Annotated in this window: 21 protein-coding genes and 1 tRNA gene; 10 read left to right on the top strand and 12 right to left on the bottom strand. The window is 66.3% G+C overall.

All coding sequences use genetic code 11. The features are described 5' to 3' along the window. Positions 1-8: 8 nt before the first annotated feature. The gene (gene queA, locus ACE3TH_RS01850; protein WP_374596778.1) at positions 9-1,070 is read right to left on the bottom strand and encodes a tRNA preQ1(34) S-adenosylmethionine ribosyltransferase-isomerase QueA; all 1,062 of its coding nucleotides are present in this window, start codon (positions 1,068-1,070) and stop codon (positions 9-11) included. A gap of 91 nt (positions 1,071-1,161) precedes the next feature. Here queA and ACE3TH_RS01845 point away from each other — a divergent pair, with 91 nt between their 5' ends. From ACE3TH_RS01845 to ACE3TH_RS01835, 3 genes are all read left to right on the top strand, one after another. Next, the gene (locus tag ACE3TH_RS01845; RefSeq protein WP_374596776.1) at positions 1,162-1,560 is read left to right on the top strand and encodes a hypothetical protein; all 399 of its coding nucleotides are present in this window, start codon (positions 1,162-1,164) and stop codon (positions 1,558-1,560) included. 51 nt (positions 1,561-1,611) lie between these two features. Next, positions 1,612-3,282: a lysine--tRNA ligase gene (locus ACE3TH_RS01840; RefSeq protein WP_374596774.1), complete on the top strand. Its 1,671-nt coding sequence runs from the start codon at positions 1,612-1,614 to the stop codon at positions 3,280-3,282. Positions 3,283-3,547: 265 nt separating this feature from the next. Further along, complete coding sequence (locus ACE3TH_RS01835; RefSeq protein ID WP_374596772.1) at positions 3,548-4,021, top strand: SH3 domain-containing protein; 474 nt, start codon at positions 3,548-3,550, stop codon at positions 4,019-4,021. Between the two features lie 58 nt (positions 4,022-4,079). Here ACE3TH_RS01835 and ACE3TH_RS01830 read toward each other — a convergent pair whose 3' ends face one another. From ACE3TH_RS01830 to ACE3TH_RS01810, 5 genes are all read right to left on the bottom strand, one after another. Continuing rightward, positions 4,080-4,715: a helix-turn-helix transcriptional regulator gene (locus ACE3TH_RS01830; protein ID WP_374596770.1), complete on the bottom strand. Its 636-nt coding sequence runs from the start codon at positions 4,713-4,715 to the stop codon at positions 4,080-4,082. 62 nt (positions 4,716-4,777) lie between these two features. Next, positions 4,778-5,206 carry a hypothetical protein gene (locus tag ACE3TH_RS01825; RefSeq protein ID WP_374596768.1) on the bottom strand — a complete coding sequence of 143 codons (429 nt, stop codon included), beginning with the start codon at positions 5,204-5,206 and terminating at the stop codon, positions 4,778-4,780. 88 nt (positions 5,207-5,294) lie between these two features. Then, on the bottom strand, positions 5,295-5,636 hold the full coding sequence (locus tag ACE3TH_RS01820) for a hypothetical protein (protein WP_374596766.1): 342 nt from the start codon (positions 5,634-5,636) through the stop codon (positions 5,295-5,297). 473 nt (positions 5,637-6,109) lie between these two features. Then, on the bottom strand, positions 6,110-6,508 hold the full coding sequence (locus ACE3TH_RS01815; protein WP_374596764.1) for a PaaI family thioesterase: 399 nt from the start codon (positions 6,506-6,508) through the stop codon (positions 6,110-6,112). Continuing rightward, a complete protein-coding gene (locus ACE3TH_RS01810) occupies positions 6,505-6,972 on the bottom strand; it encodes a PaaI family thioesterase (RefSeq protein ID WP_374596762.1) in 468 nt (155 codons plus the stop codon). The genes ACE3TH_RS01815 and ACE3TH_RS01810 overlap by 4 nt, the downstream gene beginning before the upstream one ends. Positions 6,973-7,067: 95 nt before the next feature. Between ACE3TH_RS01810 and ACE3TH_RS01805 the strand changes: the two genes are divergently transcribed. Next, entirely contained in the window at positions 7,068-8,135 is a 1,068-nt protein-coding gene (locus ACE3TH_RS01805; RefSeq protein WP_374596760.1) for a ligase-associated DNA damage response exonuclease, read from the top strand. Here ACE3TH_RS01805 and ACE3TH_RS01800 read toward each other — a convergent pair. Beyond that, complete coding sequence (locus ACE3TH_RS01800; RefSeq protein WP_374596758.1) at positions 8,110-9,717, bottom strand: response regulator; 1,608 nt, start codon at positions 9,715-9,717, stop codon at positions 8,110-8,112. The genes ACE3TH_RS01805 and ACE3TH_RS01800 overlap by 26 nt on opposite strands. Positions 9,718-9,916: 199 nt before the next feature. Between ACE3TH_RS01800 and queC the strand changes: the two genes are divergently transcribed. From queC to ACE3TH_RS01785, 3 genes are read left to right on the top strand one after another with little or no spacing between them, the layout of a single operon-like run. Beyond that, positions 9,917-10,636, top strand: coding sequence for a 7-cyano-7-deazaguanine synthase QueC (gene queC, locus ACE3TH_RS01795; protein WP_374596756.1), 720 nt, complete (start codon positions 9,917-9,919; stop codon positions 10,634-10,636). Continuing rightward, entirely contained in the window at positions 10,633-11,268 is a 636-nt protein-coding gene (queE, locus tag ACE3TH_RS01790; RefSeq protein ID WP_374596754.1) for a 7-carboxy-7-deazaguanine synthase, read from the top strand. Before queC ends, queE begins: the two co-directional genes overlap by 4 nt. After that, entirely contained in the window at positions 11,265-11,630 is a 366-nt protein-coding gene (locus ACE3TH_RS01785; RefSeq protein ID WP_374596752.1) for a 6-pyruvoyl tetrahydropterin synthase family protein, read from the top strand. Before queE ends, ACE3TH_RS01785 begins: the two co-directional genes overlap by 4 nt. Before the next feature lies 1 nt (position 11,631). Here ACE3TH_RS01785 and ACE3TH_RS01780 read toward each other — a convergent pair whose 3' ends face one another. The 4 genes from ACE3TH_RS01780 to tadA all read right to left on the bottom strand — a co-directional run bounded on the left by ACE3TH_RS01780 (position 11,632) and on the right by tadA (position 13,016). Further along, entirely contained in the window at positions 11,632-11,904 is a 273-nt protein-coding gene (locus ACE3TH_RS01780; RefSeq protein WP_374596750.1) for a hypothetical protein, read from the bottom strand. Positions 11,905-11,962: 58 nt separating this feature from the next. Next, positions 11,963-12,039: transfer RNA gene (locus tag ACE3TH_RS01775), tRNA-Val, on the bottom strand. A gap of 68 nt (positions 12,040-12,107) precedes the next feature. Then, complete coding sequence (locus ACE3TH_RS01770) at positions 12,108-12,518, bottom strand: MliC family protein (RefSeq protein WP_374596748.1); 411 nt, start codon at positions 12,516-12,518, stop codon at positions 12,108-12,110. A 36-nt stretch (positions 12,519-12,554) separates the two neighbouring features. Continuing rightward, positions 12,555-13,016 (bottom strand): tRNA adenosine(34) deaminase TadA, encoded by a 462-nt coding sequence (gene tadA / locus ACE3TH_RS01765; protein WP_374597101.1) that lies wholly within the window; start codon positions 13,014-13,016, stop codon positions 12,555-12,557. A 12-nt stretch (positions 13,017-13,028) separates the two neighbouring features. Between tadA and ACE3TH_RS01760 the strand changes: the two genes are divergently transcribed. Beyond that, a complete protein-coding gene (locus ACE3TH_RS01760) occupies positions 13,029-14,507 on the top strand; it encodes a pseudouridine synthase (RefSeq protein ID WP_374596746.1) in 1,479 nt (492 codons plus the stop codon). 19 nt (positions 14,508-14,526) lie between these two features. Continuing rightward, entirely contained in the window at positions 14,527-14,949 is a 423-nt protein-coding gene (locus ACE3TH_RS01755) for a GFA family protein (protein ID WP_374596744.1), read from the top strand. Here the strand turns inward: ACE3TH_RS01755 and ACE3TH_RS01750 are convergent. Continuing rightward, the gene (locus tag ACE3TH_RS01750; protein WP_374596743.1) at positions 14,946-15,875 is read right to left on the bottom strand and encodes a CPBP family intramembrane glutamic endopeptidase; all 930 of its coding nucleotides are present in this window, start codon (positions 15,873-15,875) and stop codon (positions 14,946-14,948) included. The two genes, ACE3TH_RS01755 and ACE3TH_RS01750, sit on opposite strands and share 4 nt — an antisense overlap. A 47-nt stretch (positions 15,876-15,922) precedes the next feature. On the opposite strand from ACE3TH_RS01750, the gene rsmD reads away from it, so the two are divergent. Continuing rightward, positions 15,923-16,486 carry a 16S rRNA (guanine(966)-N(2))-methyltransferase RsmD gene (gene rsmD, locus ACE3TH_RS01745; protein WP_374596741.1) on the top strand — a complete coding sequence of 188 codons (564 nt, stop codon included), beginning with the start codon at positions 15,923-15,925 and terminating at the stop codon, positions 16,484-16,486. Position 16,487: the final 1 nt, after the last annotated feature.

Raw genomic sequence — 16,487 nt, 5'->3', positions numbered from 1 at the left:
TCGCCGCGTCACGTCCGGCTGCGGAACAGCAGCGATCCGTCGCCGTAGGAGTAGAACCGATAGCCCGTAGCGACGGCATGGGCATAGGCCGCCTTCATGGTGTTGGTCCCGGCAAAGGCGCTGACCAGCATGAACAGCGTCGACTTCGGCAGGTGGAAGTTGGTCACCAGCACATCGACCGCGCGGAACCGGTAGCCGGGGGTGATGAAAATGGCGGTGTCGCCGTGGAAGGGCTGGACCACGCCTTCCTCGGTCGTGGCGGATTCCAGAAGGCGCAGGGACGTCGTGCCGATGCAGACGATGCGGCCACCGTTGGCATGAACGGCGTTCAGGGCGGCGGCGGTTTCGGCGGAAACCTCGCCCCACTCGCTGTGCATCCTGTGATCGGCCAGGTCGTCGGCCTTGACCGGCAGAAAGGTGCCTGCACCCACGTGCAGGGTCACGGCGTGCGTCGAGACACCCTTTGCGCGGATGGTCTCAAGTAAAGCAGGCGTGAAGTGCAGTCCCGCGGTCGGCGCAGCGACGGAGCCGTCATGCTCGGCAAAGACGGTCTGATAGTCCGACCGGTCGCGGTCGTCCTCGGGCCGTTTGGCCGCGATATAGGGCGGCAGGGGCATGACCCCGACGTCGCGGATGGCGTCGTCCAGCGTCGGGCCGGAAAGGTCGAATTTCAGGGTGATCAGGCCGTCGTCGGATTTGTCGGCGACGGTGGCGGACAGGGTCTGAAAATGGATCCGATCTCCCGCCTTGATCCGCTTGCCCGGCTTCATGAAGGCGGACCAGACGTCGGGCGCGTCGCGGTGGTGCAGGGTGGCCTCGACCGGGACGGTCAGAGTCTCGCCCTCCGCCCCGATGCGTTGGCGCATGCCTGACAGCCGCGCCGGGATCACTCGCGTGTCGTTGAAAACCAGGGCATCGCCTGGGCGCAGGAAATCGGGCAGGTCGCGGATGATCCGGTCGGCGAGTACCCTATCCTGCACCACCAGCAGCCGGGCAGAGTCGCGCGGGTCGGCGGGACGCAGGGCGATGCGGTCCTCGGGCAGATCGAAATCGAAATCGGCAGTCTTCATGAGCAGGCGCAAAGGCCATGCGCGGGAAAGGGGGTCAAGTCGTCACGCTGACACGTGCGGGGCGACACGCGATAACAGCGGCATGAAAACTATGACCGTAATCACCGCATCAGCTCTCGCTCTCGCGCTCGCTGGCTGCGAGGAGGCGACGTCAACCCTCCAGGAAATCGAGGATACCGCGGCTCAGGCGCGCGCTACGGCGACCGAAATCGATGCGCGCACAAACCAGATTCAGCAGGCCGTCGAAGACCCGGCGGGAGCCCTGCGGGGTCTGGTTTCGGCCAATTTGGCGAAGACGCCGACCGATCAGCCCGGCATCTATCTGCTGACCGATCTGCAGACAGGCTGTCAGTTTCTGGCGACGTACGGCGACGACGGGACGACCGTCAGCTCCATCGCGCCGCGCGTCGAGGCGACGGCAGCTGGCGGGACGCGGCAGCGCTGTATTGCTGTTCGTGGGCCAAATGCCGAGGCGCAATCTGAAGGTTGATCGCCTCCGGATGCGTTGACCCGGTGGCCTTGGCAGGCGAAACCGCCTGCCATGCTCCAGAATCTCGAAACCCTCGCTGCCGAAGCCAAGTCCTGGCCCTTCGAACAGGCCCGCAATCTGTTGGCGCATGTGCTGAAAAAGCGGCTGCATGAAGCAGATCTCGCTGAGGCCAGGGCCCTGATCGATGCGGGCAAGGCGGACGAGGCTCTGGCCCGTTTCGAGGCGCTGCAGCGGCCGGTCATTCTGGAAACCGGCTATGGCCCTTCCGGCCTGCCGCACATGGGCACCTTCGGCGAGGTGGCGCGCACGACCATGGTGCGCAATGCGTTCCGGGCACTGACCGGCGACCACTGGCCCACGCGGCTCATCGCGTTCAGTGATGACATGGACGGGCTGCGCAAGGTGCCGGAGGGCGTGCCGAACCCGGAGATGCTGCGCGAGGATCTGCATCTGTCGCTGACCCGTGTGCGCGATCCGTTCGGGACGCATGATAGTTTCGGGGCCCATAACAACGCCCGCCTGCGGGCCTTCCTCGACAGTTTCGGCTTCGACTACGAGTTCATGTCCTCGACCGAGACCTACAAGTCGGGCCGGTTCGACGCGACGTTGCTGACGCTTCTGGAACGGTTCGACGCGGTTCAGGCCATCATGCTGCCGACCCTGGGCGAGGAGCGGCGCGCGACCTATTCGCCGTTCCTGCCGATCAGCCCCGTCACGGGACACGTGCTGCAGGTGCCGACGCTGGAGCGGGATGTCGAGGCCGGCACCATCACCTTCGACGACCCCGCGGCAGGCCGGACCACGGTGCCTGTCACGGGCGGTCATGTGAAGCTTCAATGGAAGCCCGACTGGGCCATGCGCTGGACGGCGCTGGACGTCGATTACGAGATGTCGGGCAAGGACCTGATCGAGAGCGTGCGCGAAAGCTCCAAGGTCTGCCGCGCCCTGGGCGGGACGCCGCCGGAAGGGTTCAACTACGAGCTTTTCCTGGACGTCGAGGGCAAGAAGATCTCCAAGTCCAAGGGCAACGGCCTGACGATGGAGCAGTGGCTGCGCTACGGCACGCCCGAGAGCCTGAGCTGGTATATGTTCCAGTCGCCCAAGTCGGCCAAGAGCCTGCATTTCAACGTCATCCCGCGCGCCATCGACGACTATCTGGCGGCGATCGAGGCCTACAAGACCCAGGAACCGGCCAAGCGGATCGACAATGCCGTCTGGTCGATCCATGCGGGCGATCCGCCGACGCATACGTCGCCCGTATCGTTCAGCCTGCTTCTGAACCTGGTTGGCGTGGCCAATGCTTCGGACAAGGGCCAGCTGTGGGCCTATTTCGCCAGATACCTGCCCGAGGCGACGCCGGAAAACCAGCCACTGCTGGATCAGCTGATGGAGCGGGCGCTGAACTATTACGAGGACTTCGTGAAGCCGACGAAGGCCTATCGCCTGCCTGACGACAAGGAGAAGGCGGCGCTGCTGGATCTGGCCGAACGGCTCAAGGCTCTGTCCGCCGACACGACCGACGGAGAACTGATCCAGGGCGAGGTCTATGCCGTCGGCAAGGCGCATGCCTTCGAGCCGCTTCGGGCCTGGTTCGGGGCGCTGTACGAGGTTCTGCTGGGGGCAACGCAGGGGCCGCGCTTTGGCTCGTTCGCGGCCATTTATGGCCTGCCGCAAACGATCAAGCTGATCGAGGCCGGCGCCAACGGTGAGCTGGCCAAATAACATGCGCCTGCGCTCAAGCAGTGAGCGACCGCGTCGCGAACGTTAGCGCTTCCCTTGGCAAAAATGGCGCTCAAGCAGAGAGCGACCGCGTCGCGAACGTTAGCGCTTACCTTAGCAAAAATGGCGCTCAAGCAGCGAGCCGCCGCGCGGCGAGCGTTAGCGCCCTAACAAACATGAACCGAAAATAACGGCGAAGCTCCGGGAGCCTTCATGTGGCCGGGCGCATTCTGCACCCATCGACCAACCTCGATGAATGGAGAGAGCCATGTCGAAGATCATGAACACTACCCTGGCCACCGCCGCCGCCCTGGCCGCGCTGGTCACCGCCGCCCCTTCGGTCTCAATGGCCCAGCAGGCGAACGGCATCACCAACTGTGACGCTCCCGGTGGCCGTCAGCGTGCCGGTGCCCTCATCGGGGCCATTGCTGGCGGTCTGGTCGGCAGCCAGGTGTCGGATAATGAACGCACCCTCGGGGCCGTTGTCGGTGCCGGTGCGGGTGCCGCCGCCGGTTCCTATATCGGCTGCAACCAGCAGCGCGCCCGTGCCGCCTCGGTGCAGACGGGCGGGGCCTATCGCACCACCGCTAACCTGCGCATTCGCTCGGGCCCCGGCACCGGCTATCGCCAGGCCGGCATGCTGCAAGCCGGTCAGCCGTTCAGCGTGATCGGCTCGGAAGGTGAATGGGTCCAGATCGCTGGTGGTGGTTGGGTGAACGCCCGCTACGTCGTGCCGAACTGAGCCTCAGCGTCTTGGCAAATGAAGGGCCGTCTCCGAAAGGGGGCGGCCTTTTCGCTGGCTACTGGCTGACCCACAGGATGCGACCCATCCATAAGATCTCGCGGCGGGGCAGGGTGCGGGGCGGATAGGTAGGGTTGATCGAGGCCAGCGTCACGTTGCGCGTCGTCAAGGCGGCGATTTCCTTGGCCATCGTCTCTCCGCCTGTGGTTCGCACCACGACGCGGTCGCCCCTGCGCACATCGGTGGCGGCCCGATCGACGACGATTCGATCGCCTTCGCGATACAGCGGGGCCATGGAGTCGCCCGTGATTCTAAGGCTGAGCATGGTGTCGGTCGGGCGTGGCAGTTCCGTCTCGTCCCAACCTTCGCCTGTGGGCAGGCCTGCATCATCGAAGAAGCCGTCGGACCCCGCTTGGGCCATGCCCAGCAGCGGGACGGTCATGGGCCGCTCGGTCGCGTCGCGGGCCAGGGTGGCGAAGTCGCTCAGGGACACCCCGGTCGCCTGCAGGATGCGGGTCAGGCTCTCCGTCGAGGGCCAGCGGGGGCGCGGCGGGTCGCCGGGACCGAATCGCTTCGACGGATTGAAACTGGTGGCGTCCAGACCCGCCCGTCTGGCCAGGCCGGACGCCGTCAGGCCCTCGCGCCGGGCCAGGCCGTCGATCGCGCTCCAGAGCTGACTATGGGACAGGGGCATCGGGATGGGCCGGCGAGTGATTCGCCTTAACACACTATAGGAATATCAACCTAGGCCAAAGCCTACTCCAGGCCCTGCGCCACCCGATCCTGCCATGCCCAGAAAGTCCCCACAGCGATAGCGACCAACACGCCATAGCTTGCCAGATTGATCACCGCATAAAAGGCGGACAGGGGTGGCCTGACGTCCACAATTGTCAGGACATGGCTGAGCACGATGACGGACTGCAATGCGCAGACCCAGATCGGCCAAGCACGATCGGTCTTCCAGACAAGGGCGGCATAAACACCCAGCATGACGGAATCGATACAGAGCAAGCGCCAGTTGGTGCCGTCAAGCTGGCCTGTATCCTGAACCAGTAATGAAGCCAGGAATGCCAGGATGTAGGCACCCGCGCCTATCCGTTCAGGCTCATCGCCTTTCAGAAAAGCAAACGCCGTGACGCAGACCGCGACAGCGGCCCCGATCTGGGATGGAAGCGTTTCAAACATGCAAAAACCCCCATGCCCGAGGGCACAGGGGTGATATTGCACATATCGTAGCGGTTCCGGAATGACCCGGAGCCGACATTACGCCGAATTAAACCGCGCGAAGCACGTTGCGAACCGGCGGGCGGCTCTCGGACTCGGCAGGCTTGTCGAGGGTACCCAGAGCATAGGTGCCCCAACCCATGCGGCGGTGGTCCTTGGCCATTTCCTCATGGCAGGCAACCACGGCGTCGCGTGCGGTCGACAGGGCGGCGATGGCGGCCATGACCTTGGCTTGTGAATCGGCCGCCGCGATGGGCGAGATGCCGAGGGCCGTGCGACCGGCGATCATCGCCTGGACCATACCTGTGGCGTGGACGAGGGCGGCATCGACAGCCCGCTCGGTTTCATTCAGTTCACCGGCGATACCGGCGACAACAGCAGCCTTATCCATCTTCAACCCTCCAAAACCAACTATGGTAAGCGAAGCTTTAACATGAACTGCGTTCGCCGGGTAGGGATTTCTTCACCACGTCTATAAGTCGAATTTTAACCTTCTATGGACGTTGCGCTGGCTAGGTGGTCCAGCGTCGGGGCGATGAGCGTCTGGGCTGAGCCGTCTCTGGGGTGGAAGCTCAGCGGTAACGCGCTCCAGTCTAGGAAGACGCGAGCCTGAAGCTTAATCTGACGGGGGGCGCCGGTCGCTGTTCAGGCCGGCCACGCTGTCGAATGGCTCCGGCCACGCGGTGACCGTAACCTGACTTTTTAGCGAGCCGTGGGCAAAATGGCTGACAGGCTGGATGTCCGCCCCGTCACGATCGGTGGGATCGCGACCCACACCCCGATAGGGTGTTTGTTCATCGCGTGGTTCAGGTAGGGGCCGGCGCGTCACACACGCCGAGCAAAAGCAGCAGGCGATCGACGACGCTACTGATTGTCGGCGTTCATCAGAAAATGCGCCGTCAGGGTTGCGATCGGCTGGTCGCGTTCTGCCTGCCAGGCCTTGGCGTGCACATGCGCGACGCGGCGGCCCGCGCGAACGACACGCGCCGTGGCCGATACAGCCAGCGGCTTGCCTGACCTCAGATAGGCGATCGACACATTGATCGGGCGCGGCAGGCGGAGCGCCGGATGCAGCCGCGCGATCTCGGCGATGGCTGTGAACTCCAGCATGGCAGCCGTCGAACCGCCGTGCAAGGCCGGCAGGATGGGGTCGCCGACCAACCGGTCCGCGAACGGCATGGTCACGATCAGTTCGTCGTCCTGCATGGCCGAGGTCAGGCCGAGGAAGCGCGCATAGGGCAGGGTAGCCAAGATATCGCTCATGCGCCCTCTCCACGCGAAGGACCCAGATTGGCCCCTATGCCCCGACCCGCCCGGGAATCGACGACGTAGGCGCTCTGGGCGGCGGCGATGGGATCGGCAGGATCGTCCTCGAACGCCCAGGCCCGCACGAAGGCGATGGAGTGGGTCAGGCGATAGCAGACCGCCTCGGCGATCACATCGCGCCCGGTGGCGGCAGGGCGCATATAATCCACGCGCAGATCCAGGGTCGCGATAGGCACAAATTGACCCGACTTCACCCAGACGGCCAGTCCTCCGACATGGTCCAGCAGGGTCGTCACCAAACCGCCGGCGATGACGCCCGTCTGCGGATCGCCGATCAGGTCGTCGCGCCACGGTACGCGAAGTCTGACGGTGTCGCCCTCAAGCCCCTCCAGCCGAAAGCCGAGGGCATGGGTATGGGCCGATCCGCTGGCCAGTTGGGGAAGGATGTCGATCAACGCCATGGGTTGGGTGTGGCGCGACCCGCCGGACGAGGCAAGAGGCGACGCATGGCGGCTTGGCGCGTTGTGTCCGCCATGACCACTGCCATAGTCCGCTCATGATCCGTTTCGAGGACCTGCTGCATCCCACGCCGTCAGGGCTGTATTGCCCGCCGGGGGACTTCTATATCGACCCGGTCGTGCCGGTGGATCGCGCCGTCGTCACCCACGGCCATGCCGACCATGCGCGCTCAGGCCATGGCACTGTTCTGGCCACGCCCCAAACCCTGGCCATCATGGGCGAGCGATACGGTGTGGACTTCACCGGACAGCGGCAATCGCTGGTCTATGGTGAAACCGTCAGCCATCGCGGCGTGTCGATCACCCTTTATCCGGCAGGTCACGTGTTGGGTTCGGCCCAAGCCCTGATTGAATGGAAGGGTCTGCGGATGGTGGTGTCGGGAGACTACAAGCGCCGCCGCGACCCGACCTGCGCCGCCTTCGAACCCGTGCCGTGCGATGTGTTCATCTCCGAGGCGACGTTCGGCCTGCCTGTCTTCGTGCATCCGCCGGATGCTGAGGAGATCGGGCGTCTGGTCCACAGCCTGGAGCAGTTTCCCGAGCGGGCGCATCTGGTCGGGGCCTATGCCCTGGGCAAGGCGCAGCGCGTGATCCGCCTGCTGCGCGAGGCGGGGTGGGAGCGGCCCATCTATGTGCACGGGGCGTTGGAGCGGTTGAACCGTCTGTATGAATCCGAGGGGGTCGCACTGGGGCCGATTCTGCCCGCGACCGGCCTTAAGGGGAATGCGCTGGGCGGGGAGGTGGTCGTCGCCCCGCCGTCGGCGACGCAGGATCGCTGGGCCCGTCGCTTCGCCGATCCGGTGCTGGCCTTTGCATCCGGCTGGATGGGGGTGAGGGCGCGGGCGCGTCAACGCGGTGTCGAGCTGCCACTGGTGCTGTCCGACCACGCTGATTGGCCGGAGTTGATCGCCACCTTCACGGAGCTGAAGCCGGAGGAAGTCTGGATCACCCACGGGCGCGAGGAGGGTCTGCTGCGCTGGGCCGCCCTGAACGACCAGAAGGCGCGCGCGCTGCGGCTGGTCGGCTATGATGAGGACGATTTTGAGCAGGACCCGACGGTGCCTGCGTCCGACGACGCGGTCACGCCGCCGAGCGCGCCGGGCTGAGGTCCGTGACCGACGCGGTCTTCTGTTCCAGCGCCGTATTGATAGCAAAGCGCAGGCGTTCGGGCTTGATGGGTTTCTCGACTACGCAGGCCATGCCGCTGGCGACATAGCGTTTGGCGTCTTCGGGATCGGCATTGGCGGTCAGGGCGACGATCGGAATGGCGCTGGCCGGACCATCCAGAGCCCGGATGGCCTGGGTTGCCTGGACGCCGTCCATGCGCGGCATCTTGATGTCCATCAGGATCAGGTCGAAGGGGCGCTCCTGCACCGCAGCCACCGCCTCGATGCCATCCTCGACCGTTTCGGAGGTGCAGCCGAACATTTCGCACAGGGCCTGGGCCACTACGCGGTTGGTTGCATTGTCATCGACGATCAAGATGTGGGGTGCGGTCTGACCGGTCGTTTCGGCGGGCTGAACCGGTTCGGCGGGTATTTCGATCTCGCTCTGCCGGGCGGTCAGCATGATGGTGAAGACGGCACCCCGCCCGGGGTTGTTCGCCGCTGTCAGGGTTCCACCCATCTGGGTCACGACCAGCCGCGCCAGAGCCAGGTCGAAGCCGCCGGTGTCGTCCTGTTGCATCAGCGGGTCGAACAGGGTGTCCAGTCGCTCGGGTGCGATGCCGGGTCCGTCGTCGCGGACCCAGGCTTCCAGGCCGACCTGGCCATTGCGAGCGGTCGCCTTCAGGCGGGCCTCCACCAGCCCGTCGCGGGCATAGGGAAGTGCATTGCCGATCAGGGTATCGAACACCGCCCCAAGACGCAGGGCATCAAGATCGGCGGCCAGATCCGTGTCGCCCTCGTAGCTGACCATCAGGGTAACAGCGCTGTCAGAGGCGCGGTGCGACCAGCGGTTCTGAACATCGTCCATCAGGGTGCGGAGCGGAGTGGCCACGGGAGCGAGCACAAGCTCGCCCGCGTGGGCCCGCGAAAAATCGAGCGCCTTGTCCAGCGCCCGTGTCACCTCGTCAGAGGCTTCGACCATGGTGGCGACGTGCGCGCGGACTTGGGCGTTCAGCGGCTGGCGCTGTAGCAGATCGCCAATGGCTTTGAGCCCGCTCAGCGGCACGCTCATCTGGCGGCTGAGCACGTTGAGCAGGCGCGTGCGGGTTCGGCCCGCCGCCTGAACCATGGCGCGGTCGCTCGTAGCGGTCTCAAGCTGGATTTTCAGGTCTGTGTTCTGGCGGCGCTGGCGTTCGTTGACGGCCTGGAGAAGGGACAGGGCCGTGCCGACGCCGTGGTAGCGCCCCTCACGTGTGACGATGAAACCGCGCATCAGATCGCGCGTGCGACTTGACAGAAAGACGTCGCTGAAGGTGTCGAACGCGACGCCGGCCTCGATCACCGCAGGCTCGGCATCCATGACATGGGCGGCGGTGCGATGGGCGTAACCGGCATGGCCGAAGGGGGCCCCAAACTTGACCAGAAAACCGTCGCGCTCGATCAGGCCGACAGGATGATCGCCGTCGACGACAGGTATGGCGAAGGTTTCAGGTTCGCTCTCGAAGCGCGCGAAGATTTCGCGGCCCAGGGTGTCGGGCGATACCGGCGCGATGCGCTCGGTCAGGGCTTCGATCGTCGGCATACTGGCCGGTACTCCACAGAAAGCCTGTGGACAGGTAGCCGGAACCGGTTGCGGAACGGTTAAGCCTGACAGTATGCGCCACTTTCTCGCCTTTTTTGCTCGAGAGCGGGCGGTGGTGTAAGGCGGCGGCAAGTCAGACGTCCCACCTTGAACCCCTTTTGCATGCGCGCGGCCATTTTCGGCCGACCGCAGGTTTGTCATGAGCGCCATCCAGATCGACACCGCCGCAACCTCCGCTCTGGTCCTGTTTTCGGGCGGGCAGGACAGCGCCACCTGCCTGGCCTGGGGGCTGGAGCGATATGGGCGGGTGGAGACGGTCGGCTTTGACTATGGCCAGCGTCATGCGGTGGAGATGCAGGCCCGGCTGGCCGTGCGGGACGGTATGGCGCAGATCCTGCCGCAGTGGGCGACGCGGCTGGGGCCGGACCATGTCATCGACCTGACCGGTTTCGGTGCGATCGGCGAGACGGCCATGACGACCGACCGGGCCATCGAGGTCGGGGCGCGCGGCCTGCCATCGACCTTTGTGCCGGGGCGCAATCTGGTCTTTCTGACGGTGGCCGCAGCGCTGGCGGATCGGCGGGGACTGGAGGTGTTGGTCGGCGGCATGTGCGAGACGGACTTCTCCGGCTATCCTGACTGTCGGCGCGTCACGATTGACGCGATGCAGTCTGCGCTCGGCCTGGGCCTGGACAAGCCGGTGCCGATCGAGACGCCGCTGATGACCCTGACGAAGGCCCAGACATGGGCGTTGGCCGACCGGATTGGGGGCTCTGCCTTGGTCGAACTGATCGTCGAGGCCTCGCACACCTGCTACGTCGGCGACCGATCGCACCGCCACGCTTGGGGTTATGGTTGTGGCCTTTGCCCGGCCTGCGAACTGCGAGCGGCGGGCTATCGGCAGTGGGTGGCCGCGTGACCTATTCGGCCAAGGAAGTGTTCCTGACCGTGCAGGGCGAGGGTGGCCAGGCGGGACGGCCCGCCGTTTTCCTGCGCTTCGCGGGCTGCAATCTCTGGAATGGGCTGGAGCGGGACCGGACCAGCGCCGTCTGCACCTTCTGCGACACCGATTTCGTGGGCACTGACGGTGATGGCGGGGGCAAGTTCGCGACGGCCGACCTGCTGGCCGACCATGTCGCCGCGATGTGGCGGGGCAGGGCGGGTGATCCGAAACTGGTGGTCTGCACAGGGGGCGAGCCGCTGTTGCAGCTGGATGCGCCCCTGATCGAGGCCCTGCATGCGCGCGGCTTCGACATTGCGGTCGAGACCAACGGCACGCTCCGGGCCCCTGCGGGCATCGACTGGATCTGCGTCAGTCCCAAGGCCGATGCGCCCGTGGTGCAGACGAGCGGCCATGAGCTGAAGCTGGTCTTCCCCCAGGCCGCCGCCATGCCGGACCGGTTCGAGCATCTGGATTTCGAGCGGTTCTGGCTGCAGCCCATGGACGGCCCGGATCAGGCGGCCAATACCGCCGCCGCCCTCGACTATTGCCTGAGCCATCCCAAATGGCGGCTCAGCGTCCAGACCCATAAATACATCGGCGTAAGATGAGCGTTTTCGAAATCACCAAGGCGGCCACCTTCGATGCGGCCCACCATTTCCCCAATGAGCCGGACGGTAGCCCCTATCGCCGCATGCACGGCCATTCCTTCGCTGTCGAGGCGACCGTCCGAGGCGAGGCTCTGGATGCGCATGGCTGGGTCGCGGACCTGGGGGCCCTGGACCGCGCGCTGAAGGCGGCGGCCGAGGAGCTGGATCACGGCCTGCTGAACGACCACGAGGGGCTGGAGCTACCGACGCTGGAAAACCTGTGCCTATGGTTCGCGCAGCGTCTGAAGCCCGAATGGCCGCGGCTGAGCCGGATCGCGGTTTCGCGCCCGACCATCCATGAGCGGTGCGTGCTGACGCTCTAGATCAGCAGTCCTGACCGCGCTGCTGGCGCTGTTGGCAGCGGCGCTGCTCGCGCTCGTAGTCGCGCTGTTCCCGCTCGCGCTTGGCGCGGGTTTCTTCGTCCGAGGTGGTGACGGCGTCGAAGCCGGCACCGACGACCGCGCCGGTCGCCTTGGCCGTTCCGCCGACGACGGCTGCGCCTGCGCCCACGACGGCCCCGACGACACAGCCCTGCAGCATCGCAGCGCTGCCCAGGGCGGCGATGACGATGGCGGTGCGAGTGGCGGGCGTTCGCATGGTCGATCTCCGATAGACCGTCCTGACAGAGCAGGGGTGAACGGCGTCTGACGGCGAATGGTAGGCGGCGACGGGTTCGAACCGCCGACCCTCTCGGTGTAAACGAGATGCTCTGACCAGCTGAGCTAGCCGCCCGTCCATACGCCCGGGACGCTTAGACCATTTTGGCCGCAGGTCGAACGGGTCGCGCGAAAATTATTTGCTCAGTCGACCGCGCGGCATTCGGTGGTGGGCTTGTCGCTGGCGGTCCAGGTGGCCGTGATGCCCTTGCCGCGCAGTTCGTAGCCCGAGGCCTTGTACCACAGGCCGTCATCCGCCTGTTCGCGGAACAGGTCATAGGCCATGCCGCCCGAGGTGCGGACGGTCGCCATCTGGCGCGGATTGTCGAAATCGACGGTCAGGCGTTCGCTGTCCTGACAAAGGTAGACAGTGCGGATCACGCGTGTGGCGGCGCGTTCCTGGATTTCGGCACCGGTTCGCCGCCGGGCCGTCTGGGCGGTCTGTGCCCTTTCGCGGACCGCGTCGCCGTCATTCGGCGCTTCCGACGGCTGGGCTCCGCAGGCGGCCAGAATGGTGGCGCAGGCGAGGGCGGCGCTGACGACCAGAAGTTTCATGCACGACTTCCCCAAGCGCCACCGTGGCGTTGTGCCCTAACGTGCCGGGTCGGTCCTCGTTCCTTTGCGCCGTGCGCGGAAGAAGGCGCGAAGCATTTCGCCGCCCTGATCGGCCAGGACGCCGCCGGTCACAATCGGTTTCCAGTGACAGGTGGGCTGATCGAAAAACCGCGGGCCGTGGGCCACCGCGCCGCCCTTGGGATCGTCCGCGCCCCAGACCACGCGACCGATCCGGGCGTGGCTGATGGCCCCCGCGCACATGGCGCAGGGTTCGAGCGTCACATAAAGTGTCAGGCCGGTGAGCCTGTAATTCTGCATCTTTTGTGCCGCGTGCCGCAGAGCCACGATCTCCGCATGGGCGGTCGGATCGTGCGCGACGATGGGGCCGTTTCGGCCCTGCCCGACGACTTCGCCGGTTGCCTCATCGACGATCACGCAGCCGACAGGCGTCTCTCCGACGTCTGCCGCCGCTTGCGCCAAGGCCAAGGCCATGTGCATGAACCGCTCATCATGGTCAGCCATTCCAAAGACAACGACAAGAAGCCGCGCCCGCGTCAAGACGCCGACCGCGACGGCCCCCGCAAATCCTTCGCCAAGCCGGGCGGAAAACCCGGTTTCGGCGGTCCGCCGAAGTCCGGCGGCTCCGGCAAATCTGGAAAGCCTTTCGCCAAGGGCGGCAAGCCCGGTGCCGAGCCCGACGCGCCCAAGCGCAGCGAGCGGATCGCCAAGGCCATGGCTCGCGCCGGTATCGCCTCGCGCCGCGAGGTCGAGCGGCTGATCGGTCTGGGCAAGGTGGCGGTCAACGGCAAGATCCTGGATACGCCCGCCACCCTGGTGACCCGCGACGACGTCATCACCGTGGACGGCAAGCCTATCGGCTCGGCCGAGAAGACCCGCGTCTGGCGCTATCACAAGCCCGCCGGCCTGGTGACGTCGCACAATGACCCCGGCGGTCGCCCCACCGTGTTCGACGCCTTGCCCAGCGGCCTGCCGCGGGTGATCTCCGTCGGGCGACTGGACCTGAATACCGAGGGCCTGCTGCTGCTGACCAATGATGGTGAGCTGAGCCGCGCACTGGAACTGCCCCAGACCGAACTGGTCCGTCAGTACAGAGCCCGGGCACGAGGTCGCGTTTCTCAGGCTCAACTCGACACGCTGAAGGATGGCATCACCGTCGACGGCATCCGCTATGGGCCGATCGAGGCGACGCTGGATAAGGCAACGGGCGGCGACGCGGAGAAGCAATCCGCGAATCTGTGGCTCAGCGTTTCCATCACCGAGGGCAAGAACCGCGAGGTCCGCAAGGTGCTGGAGCATCTGGGTCTGACGGTGAACCGTCTGATCCGCCTGGCCTATGGTCCGTTTCAGCTGGGCACCCTGCCCATCGGCTCGGTCGAGGAAGTAGGGCCGCGCGTGATCCGCGAACTGCTGGCCCAGCATATCCGGCCCGAGAACCTGCCGACCGGCAACAGCGTCTCGACGCCCGCGCCCATTCCGGGTCGCCGAACCTCGGCCCCGATCGTCAAGGGCAGCTCCGGCTCGGCCCTGTCGGACCCCTCGCGCAAGCCCAGCCGCGTCCGTGCCGCCGGGGCCGCCGCCGAGGAGGGCACCGACCGAGCCTCCCGCCCGCAGAAGAAGGCCGGCTGGGCCAAGGCCGCGCCGAAGTTCGAACATCCGAAGAAGAGCTTCACCCCGCGTGCGCGCCCTGACGCCGCTTCGGCGGACGGAGAGCGACCCAAGCGCGTCTTCAAGCCGCGCGAGGACCAGTTCATCGACCGCCCCCGTGGCGATGCCCGTGCAGGCGCGCGTTCTGCACCGGCCAAGGGCGGCTATGCGGGCAAGGGCGGGGATCGGCCAGGCGGCCGCCCGGCAGGTAGTGGCTTCGGCAAGCCCGGCGGATCACGTCCGGGCGGTTTCTCGGGCGGTGGCTCCAGAAGCGGCCCCGGCGGCGGCAAGGGTGGACCCAGAGGGCCGCGCTCGGGCGGCTGATCCTTGACAGGAGGCTGACATGGCCGATGCGGCGAGTGAGCGTTTGAAGGGCCAGTGCCTGTGTGGTGCCGTGACCTTCAGCGCCATACCCCAGGGCGGCATGCACGCTTGCCATTGCCCCTCCTGCCGCCGTCAGTCGGGCGGCGTGTCCTTGAGCGTCCACTGCGGCGACAGTCTGGAGGTGCAGGGTCCCGTATCGACCTATGACTCCTCCGACTGGGCGGTACGGCAGTTCTGTTCGTCGTGTGGGTCGAACCTGTTCTGGCGGCTGAAGGCCGGGGGCATGACGACGGTGTCGGTTCAGGCGTTTGAGGACCCCTCGGTCTTCGACATGGCCGACGAGATCTACATCGACTGCAAGCCGGGCAACTATGATCTGGCGGGCAATCATCCGCGCCTGACGGGCGCCGAGGTCGAGGCGATGTTCGAGGCCGAAACCTAGATCGCTTCCGGCCTGCGCCGCCGCGCCATCCCCTCCACCGCCGCCAGCATGACCACGGCCGTCACCACCTCGAAGACCAGATAGATCGGCGGAATGGCCTGACCGGGCAGGGCCGCCGACGACATCGGCTCGATCAGCCAGGCGATCAGCAGATTGTTGGCCAGGTGGGCCCCGACCGCGAACTCGATGCCGCCCAGGCGCAGCGCAGCCCAGGTCCAGACGAAGCCGGAAAGGGCCCGGGCCACAAAGGCGGTCGGGTCCGGGTCCAAGTGGATGGCGGAGAACAGCACAGCATTCAGCACGCAGATCAGCCAGAGCCTGCGCGTCAGCCCGGCGGTGACCTTCAGCAGCACGGCCCGGAACAAGATCTCTTCGGCGAGGGCTGCAATGAGCAGCAGAAGGATCGCCCAGCCCGCATAGGCGAGGCGGGTCTCCAGCAAATAGGCCGGGTTCAGGATCGGCGCGGGTGCGGTCGCCGGCTCGAACAGCAGCGACACCCCCAGCAGCACGACCGACACCGCCGCCATGATGCCGAAGCCCGCCAGCAGCAGGCGCGGCGAGAAGCTCCGCCCCGGCCACAGAAACTCCGGCCCCGCACGGTGATAGACGATCATGGCCGCGAACAGGATGGCCACGGCCAACAGCATCAGGGAGGCGGCCAGAAAGGCCATGAAGGTGATCTCGCCGTTCAGGCGAAACGGGCTGTCGGGCAGGGCACCGCTCAGATCTGGCACCTGATAGCCGCTGAACGATAGCACGGCCCCCAGGCCCAGCACGCCCACGATCATGAAGACGATCGACAGGGCGATCAGCGCCGCCAGCCGCAGCCACGGATGGTCTGTGGCGCCCCGCGTCAGATACGGGCTGTGCTGCGCCGCGGCCCAGCTGTGGCGCAGGTTGGGCAGGGCGAATCTAGGTGACGACATCGCGCACCGTTGCATCGCGCCCGCTTTCCGGTCCAGAGGCTGAGGCCATGAGAATCGTATCGGGACAGTTTCGCGGGCGCAGCCTGGTCGCGCCCCAGGGGCAGGCCACGCGGCCGACGTCGGACCGGGCGCGTCAGGCCCTGTTCAATGTGCTGGAACACGCCGCCTGGGCCGAGCCGCTGGAGGGGATGCGGGTCATCGACCTGTTCGCCGGTTCGGGCGCACTGGGGTTCGAGGCCATGAGCCGGGGCGCGGGCTTCTGTCTGTTTGTGGAGACGGACGAGGGCGCGCGCGGCGCGATCCGCGAGAATGCGGAAGCCTTCGGCCTGTTCGGCTCCACCCGCGTGCATCGACGCAGCGCCATCGATCTGGGGCCGCGGCCGGGGTCGGTGGGCGATGCCTTCGATCTGGCCTTCCTGGATCCGCCGTACGGGAAGGGGCTGGGCGAGCAGGCGCTGGCCCGGCTGGTGGCCGACGGCTGGCTGAAGCCGGGGGCGCTGGTGGTCTATGAGCGCGGGTCTGACGAGCCGGAGATCGACACGCCCGGCTACCGGCGGCTGGACACGCGGGACTACGGCGCGGCGCGGGTGTTGTTCCTGCGGGCGGAGTAGA

It is taken from the genome of Brevundimonas sp., assembly GCF_041919755.1.
Classification (GTDB): Bacteria; Pseudomonadota; Alphaproteobacteria; order Caulobacterales; family Caulobacteraceae; genus Brevundimonas.
This window is presented reverse-complemented; position numbering and strand designations above follow the sequence as displayed.

Excerpts from the sequence above, each read along its gene's own strand:
- ACE3TH_RS01755 (WP_374596744.1), top strand. The coding sequence starts at position 14,527 with ATGGCCGATGCGGCGAGTGAGCGTTTGAAGGGCCAGTGCCTGTGTGGT.
- ACE3TH_RS01780 (WP_374596750.1), bottom strand. The coding sequence starts at position 11,904 with ATGCGAACGCCCGCCACTCGCACCGCCATCGTCATCGCCGCCCTGGGC.
- ACE3TH_RS01760 (WP_374596746.1), top strand. The coding sequence starts at position 13,029 with ATGGTCAGCCATTCCAAAGACAACGACAAGAAGCCGCGCCCGCGTCAA.
- ACE3TH_RS01805 (WP_374596760.1), top strand. The coding sequence starts at position 7,068 with ATGATCCGTTTCGAGGACCTGCTGCATCCCACGCCGTCAGGGCTGTAT.
- queC (WP_374596756.1), top strand. The coding sequence starts at position 9,917 with ATGAGCGCCATCCAGATCGACACCGCCGCAACCTCCGCTCTGGTCCTG.
- ACE3TH_RS01840 (WP_374596774.1), top strand. The coding sequence starts at position 1,612 with ATGCTCCAGAATCTCGAAACCCTCGCTGCCGAAGCCAAGTCCTGGCCC.
- ACE3TH_RS01820 (WP_374596766.1), bottom strand. The coding sequence starts at position 5,636 with ATGGATAAGGCTGCTGTTGTCGCCGGTATCGCCGGTGAACTGAATGAA.
- ACE3TH_RS01810 (WP_374596762.1), bottom strand. The coding sequence starts at position 6,972 with ATGGCGTTGATCGACATCCTTCCCCAACTGGCCAGCGGATCGGCCCAT.
- rsmD (WP_374596741.1), top strand. The coding sequence starts at position 15,923 with ATGAGAATCGTATCGGGACAGTTTCGCGGGCGCAGCCTGGTCGCGCCC.
- ACE3TH_RS01815 (WP_374596764.1), bottom strand. The coding sequence starts at position 6,508 with ATGAGCGATATCTTGGCTACCCTGCCCTATGCGCGCTTCCTCGGCCTG.
- ACE3TH_RS01835 (WP_374596772.1), top strand. The coding sequence starts at position 3,548 with ATGTCGAAGATCATGAACACTACCCTGGCCACCGCCGCCGCCCTGGCC.
- ACE3TH_RS01845 (WP_374596776.1), top strand. The coding sequence starts at position 1,162 with ATGACCGTAATCACCGCATCAGCTCTCGCTCTCGCGCTCGCTGGCTGC.
- ACE3TH_RS01830 (WP_374596770.1), bottom strand. The coding sequence starts at position 4,715 with ATGCCCCTGTCCCATAGTCAGCTCTGGAGCGCGATCGACGGCCTGGCC.
- ACE3TH_RS01770 (WP_374596748.1), bottom strand. The coding sequence starts at position 12,518 with ATGAAACTTCTGGTCGTCAGCGCCGCCCTCGCCTGCGCCACCATTCTG.
- ACE3TH_RS01750 (WP_374596743.1), bottom strand. The coding sequence starts at position 15,875 with ATGTCGTCACCTAGATTCGCCCTGCCCAACCTGCGCCACAGCTGGGCC.
- ACE3TH_RS01785 (WP_374596752.1), top strand. The coding sequence starts at position 11,265 with ATGAGCGTTTTCGAAATCACCAAGGCGGCCACCTTCGATGCGGCCCAC.
- tadA (WP_374597101.1), bottom strand. The coding sequence starts at position 13,016 with ATGCACATGGCCTTGGCCTTGGCGCAAGCGGCGGCAGACGTCGGAGAG.
- ACE3TH_RS01800 (WP_374596758.1), bottom strand. The coding sequence starts at position 9,717 with ATGCCGACGATCGAAGCCCTGACCGAGCGCATCGCGCCGGTATCGCCC.
- queA (WP_374596778.1), bottom strand. The coding sequence starts at position 1,070 with ATGAAGACTGCCGATTTCGATTTCGATCTGCCCGAGGACCGCATCGCC.
- ACE3TH_RS01825 (WP_374596768.1), bottom strand. The coding sequence starts at position 5,206 with ATGTTTGAAACGCTTCCATCCCAGATCGGGGCCGCTGTCGCGGTCTGC.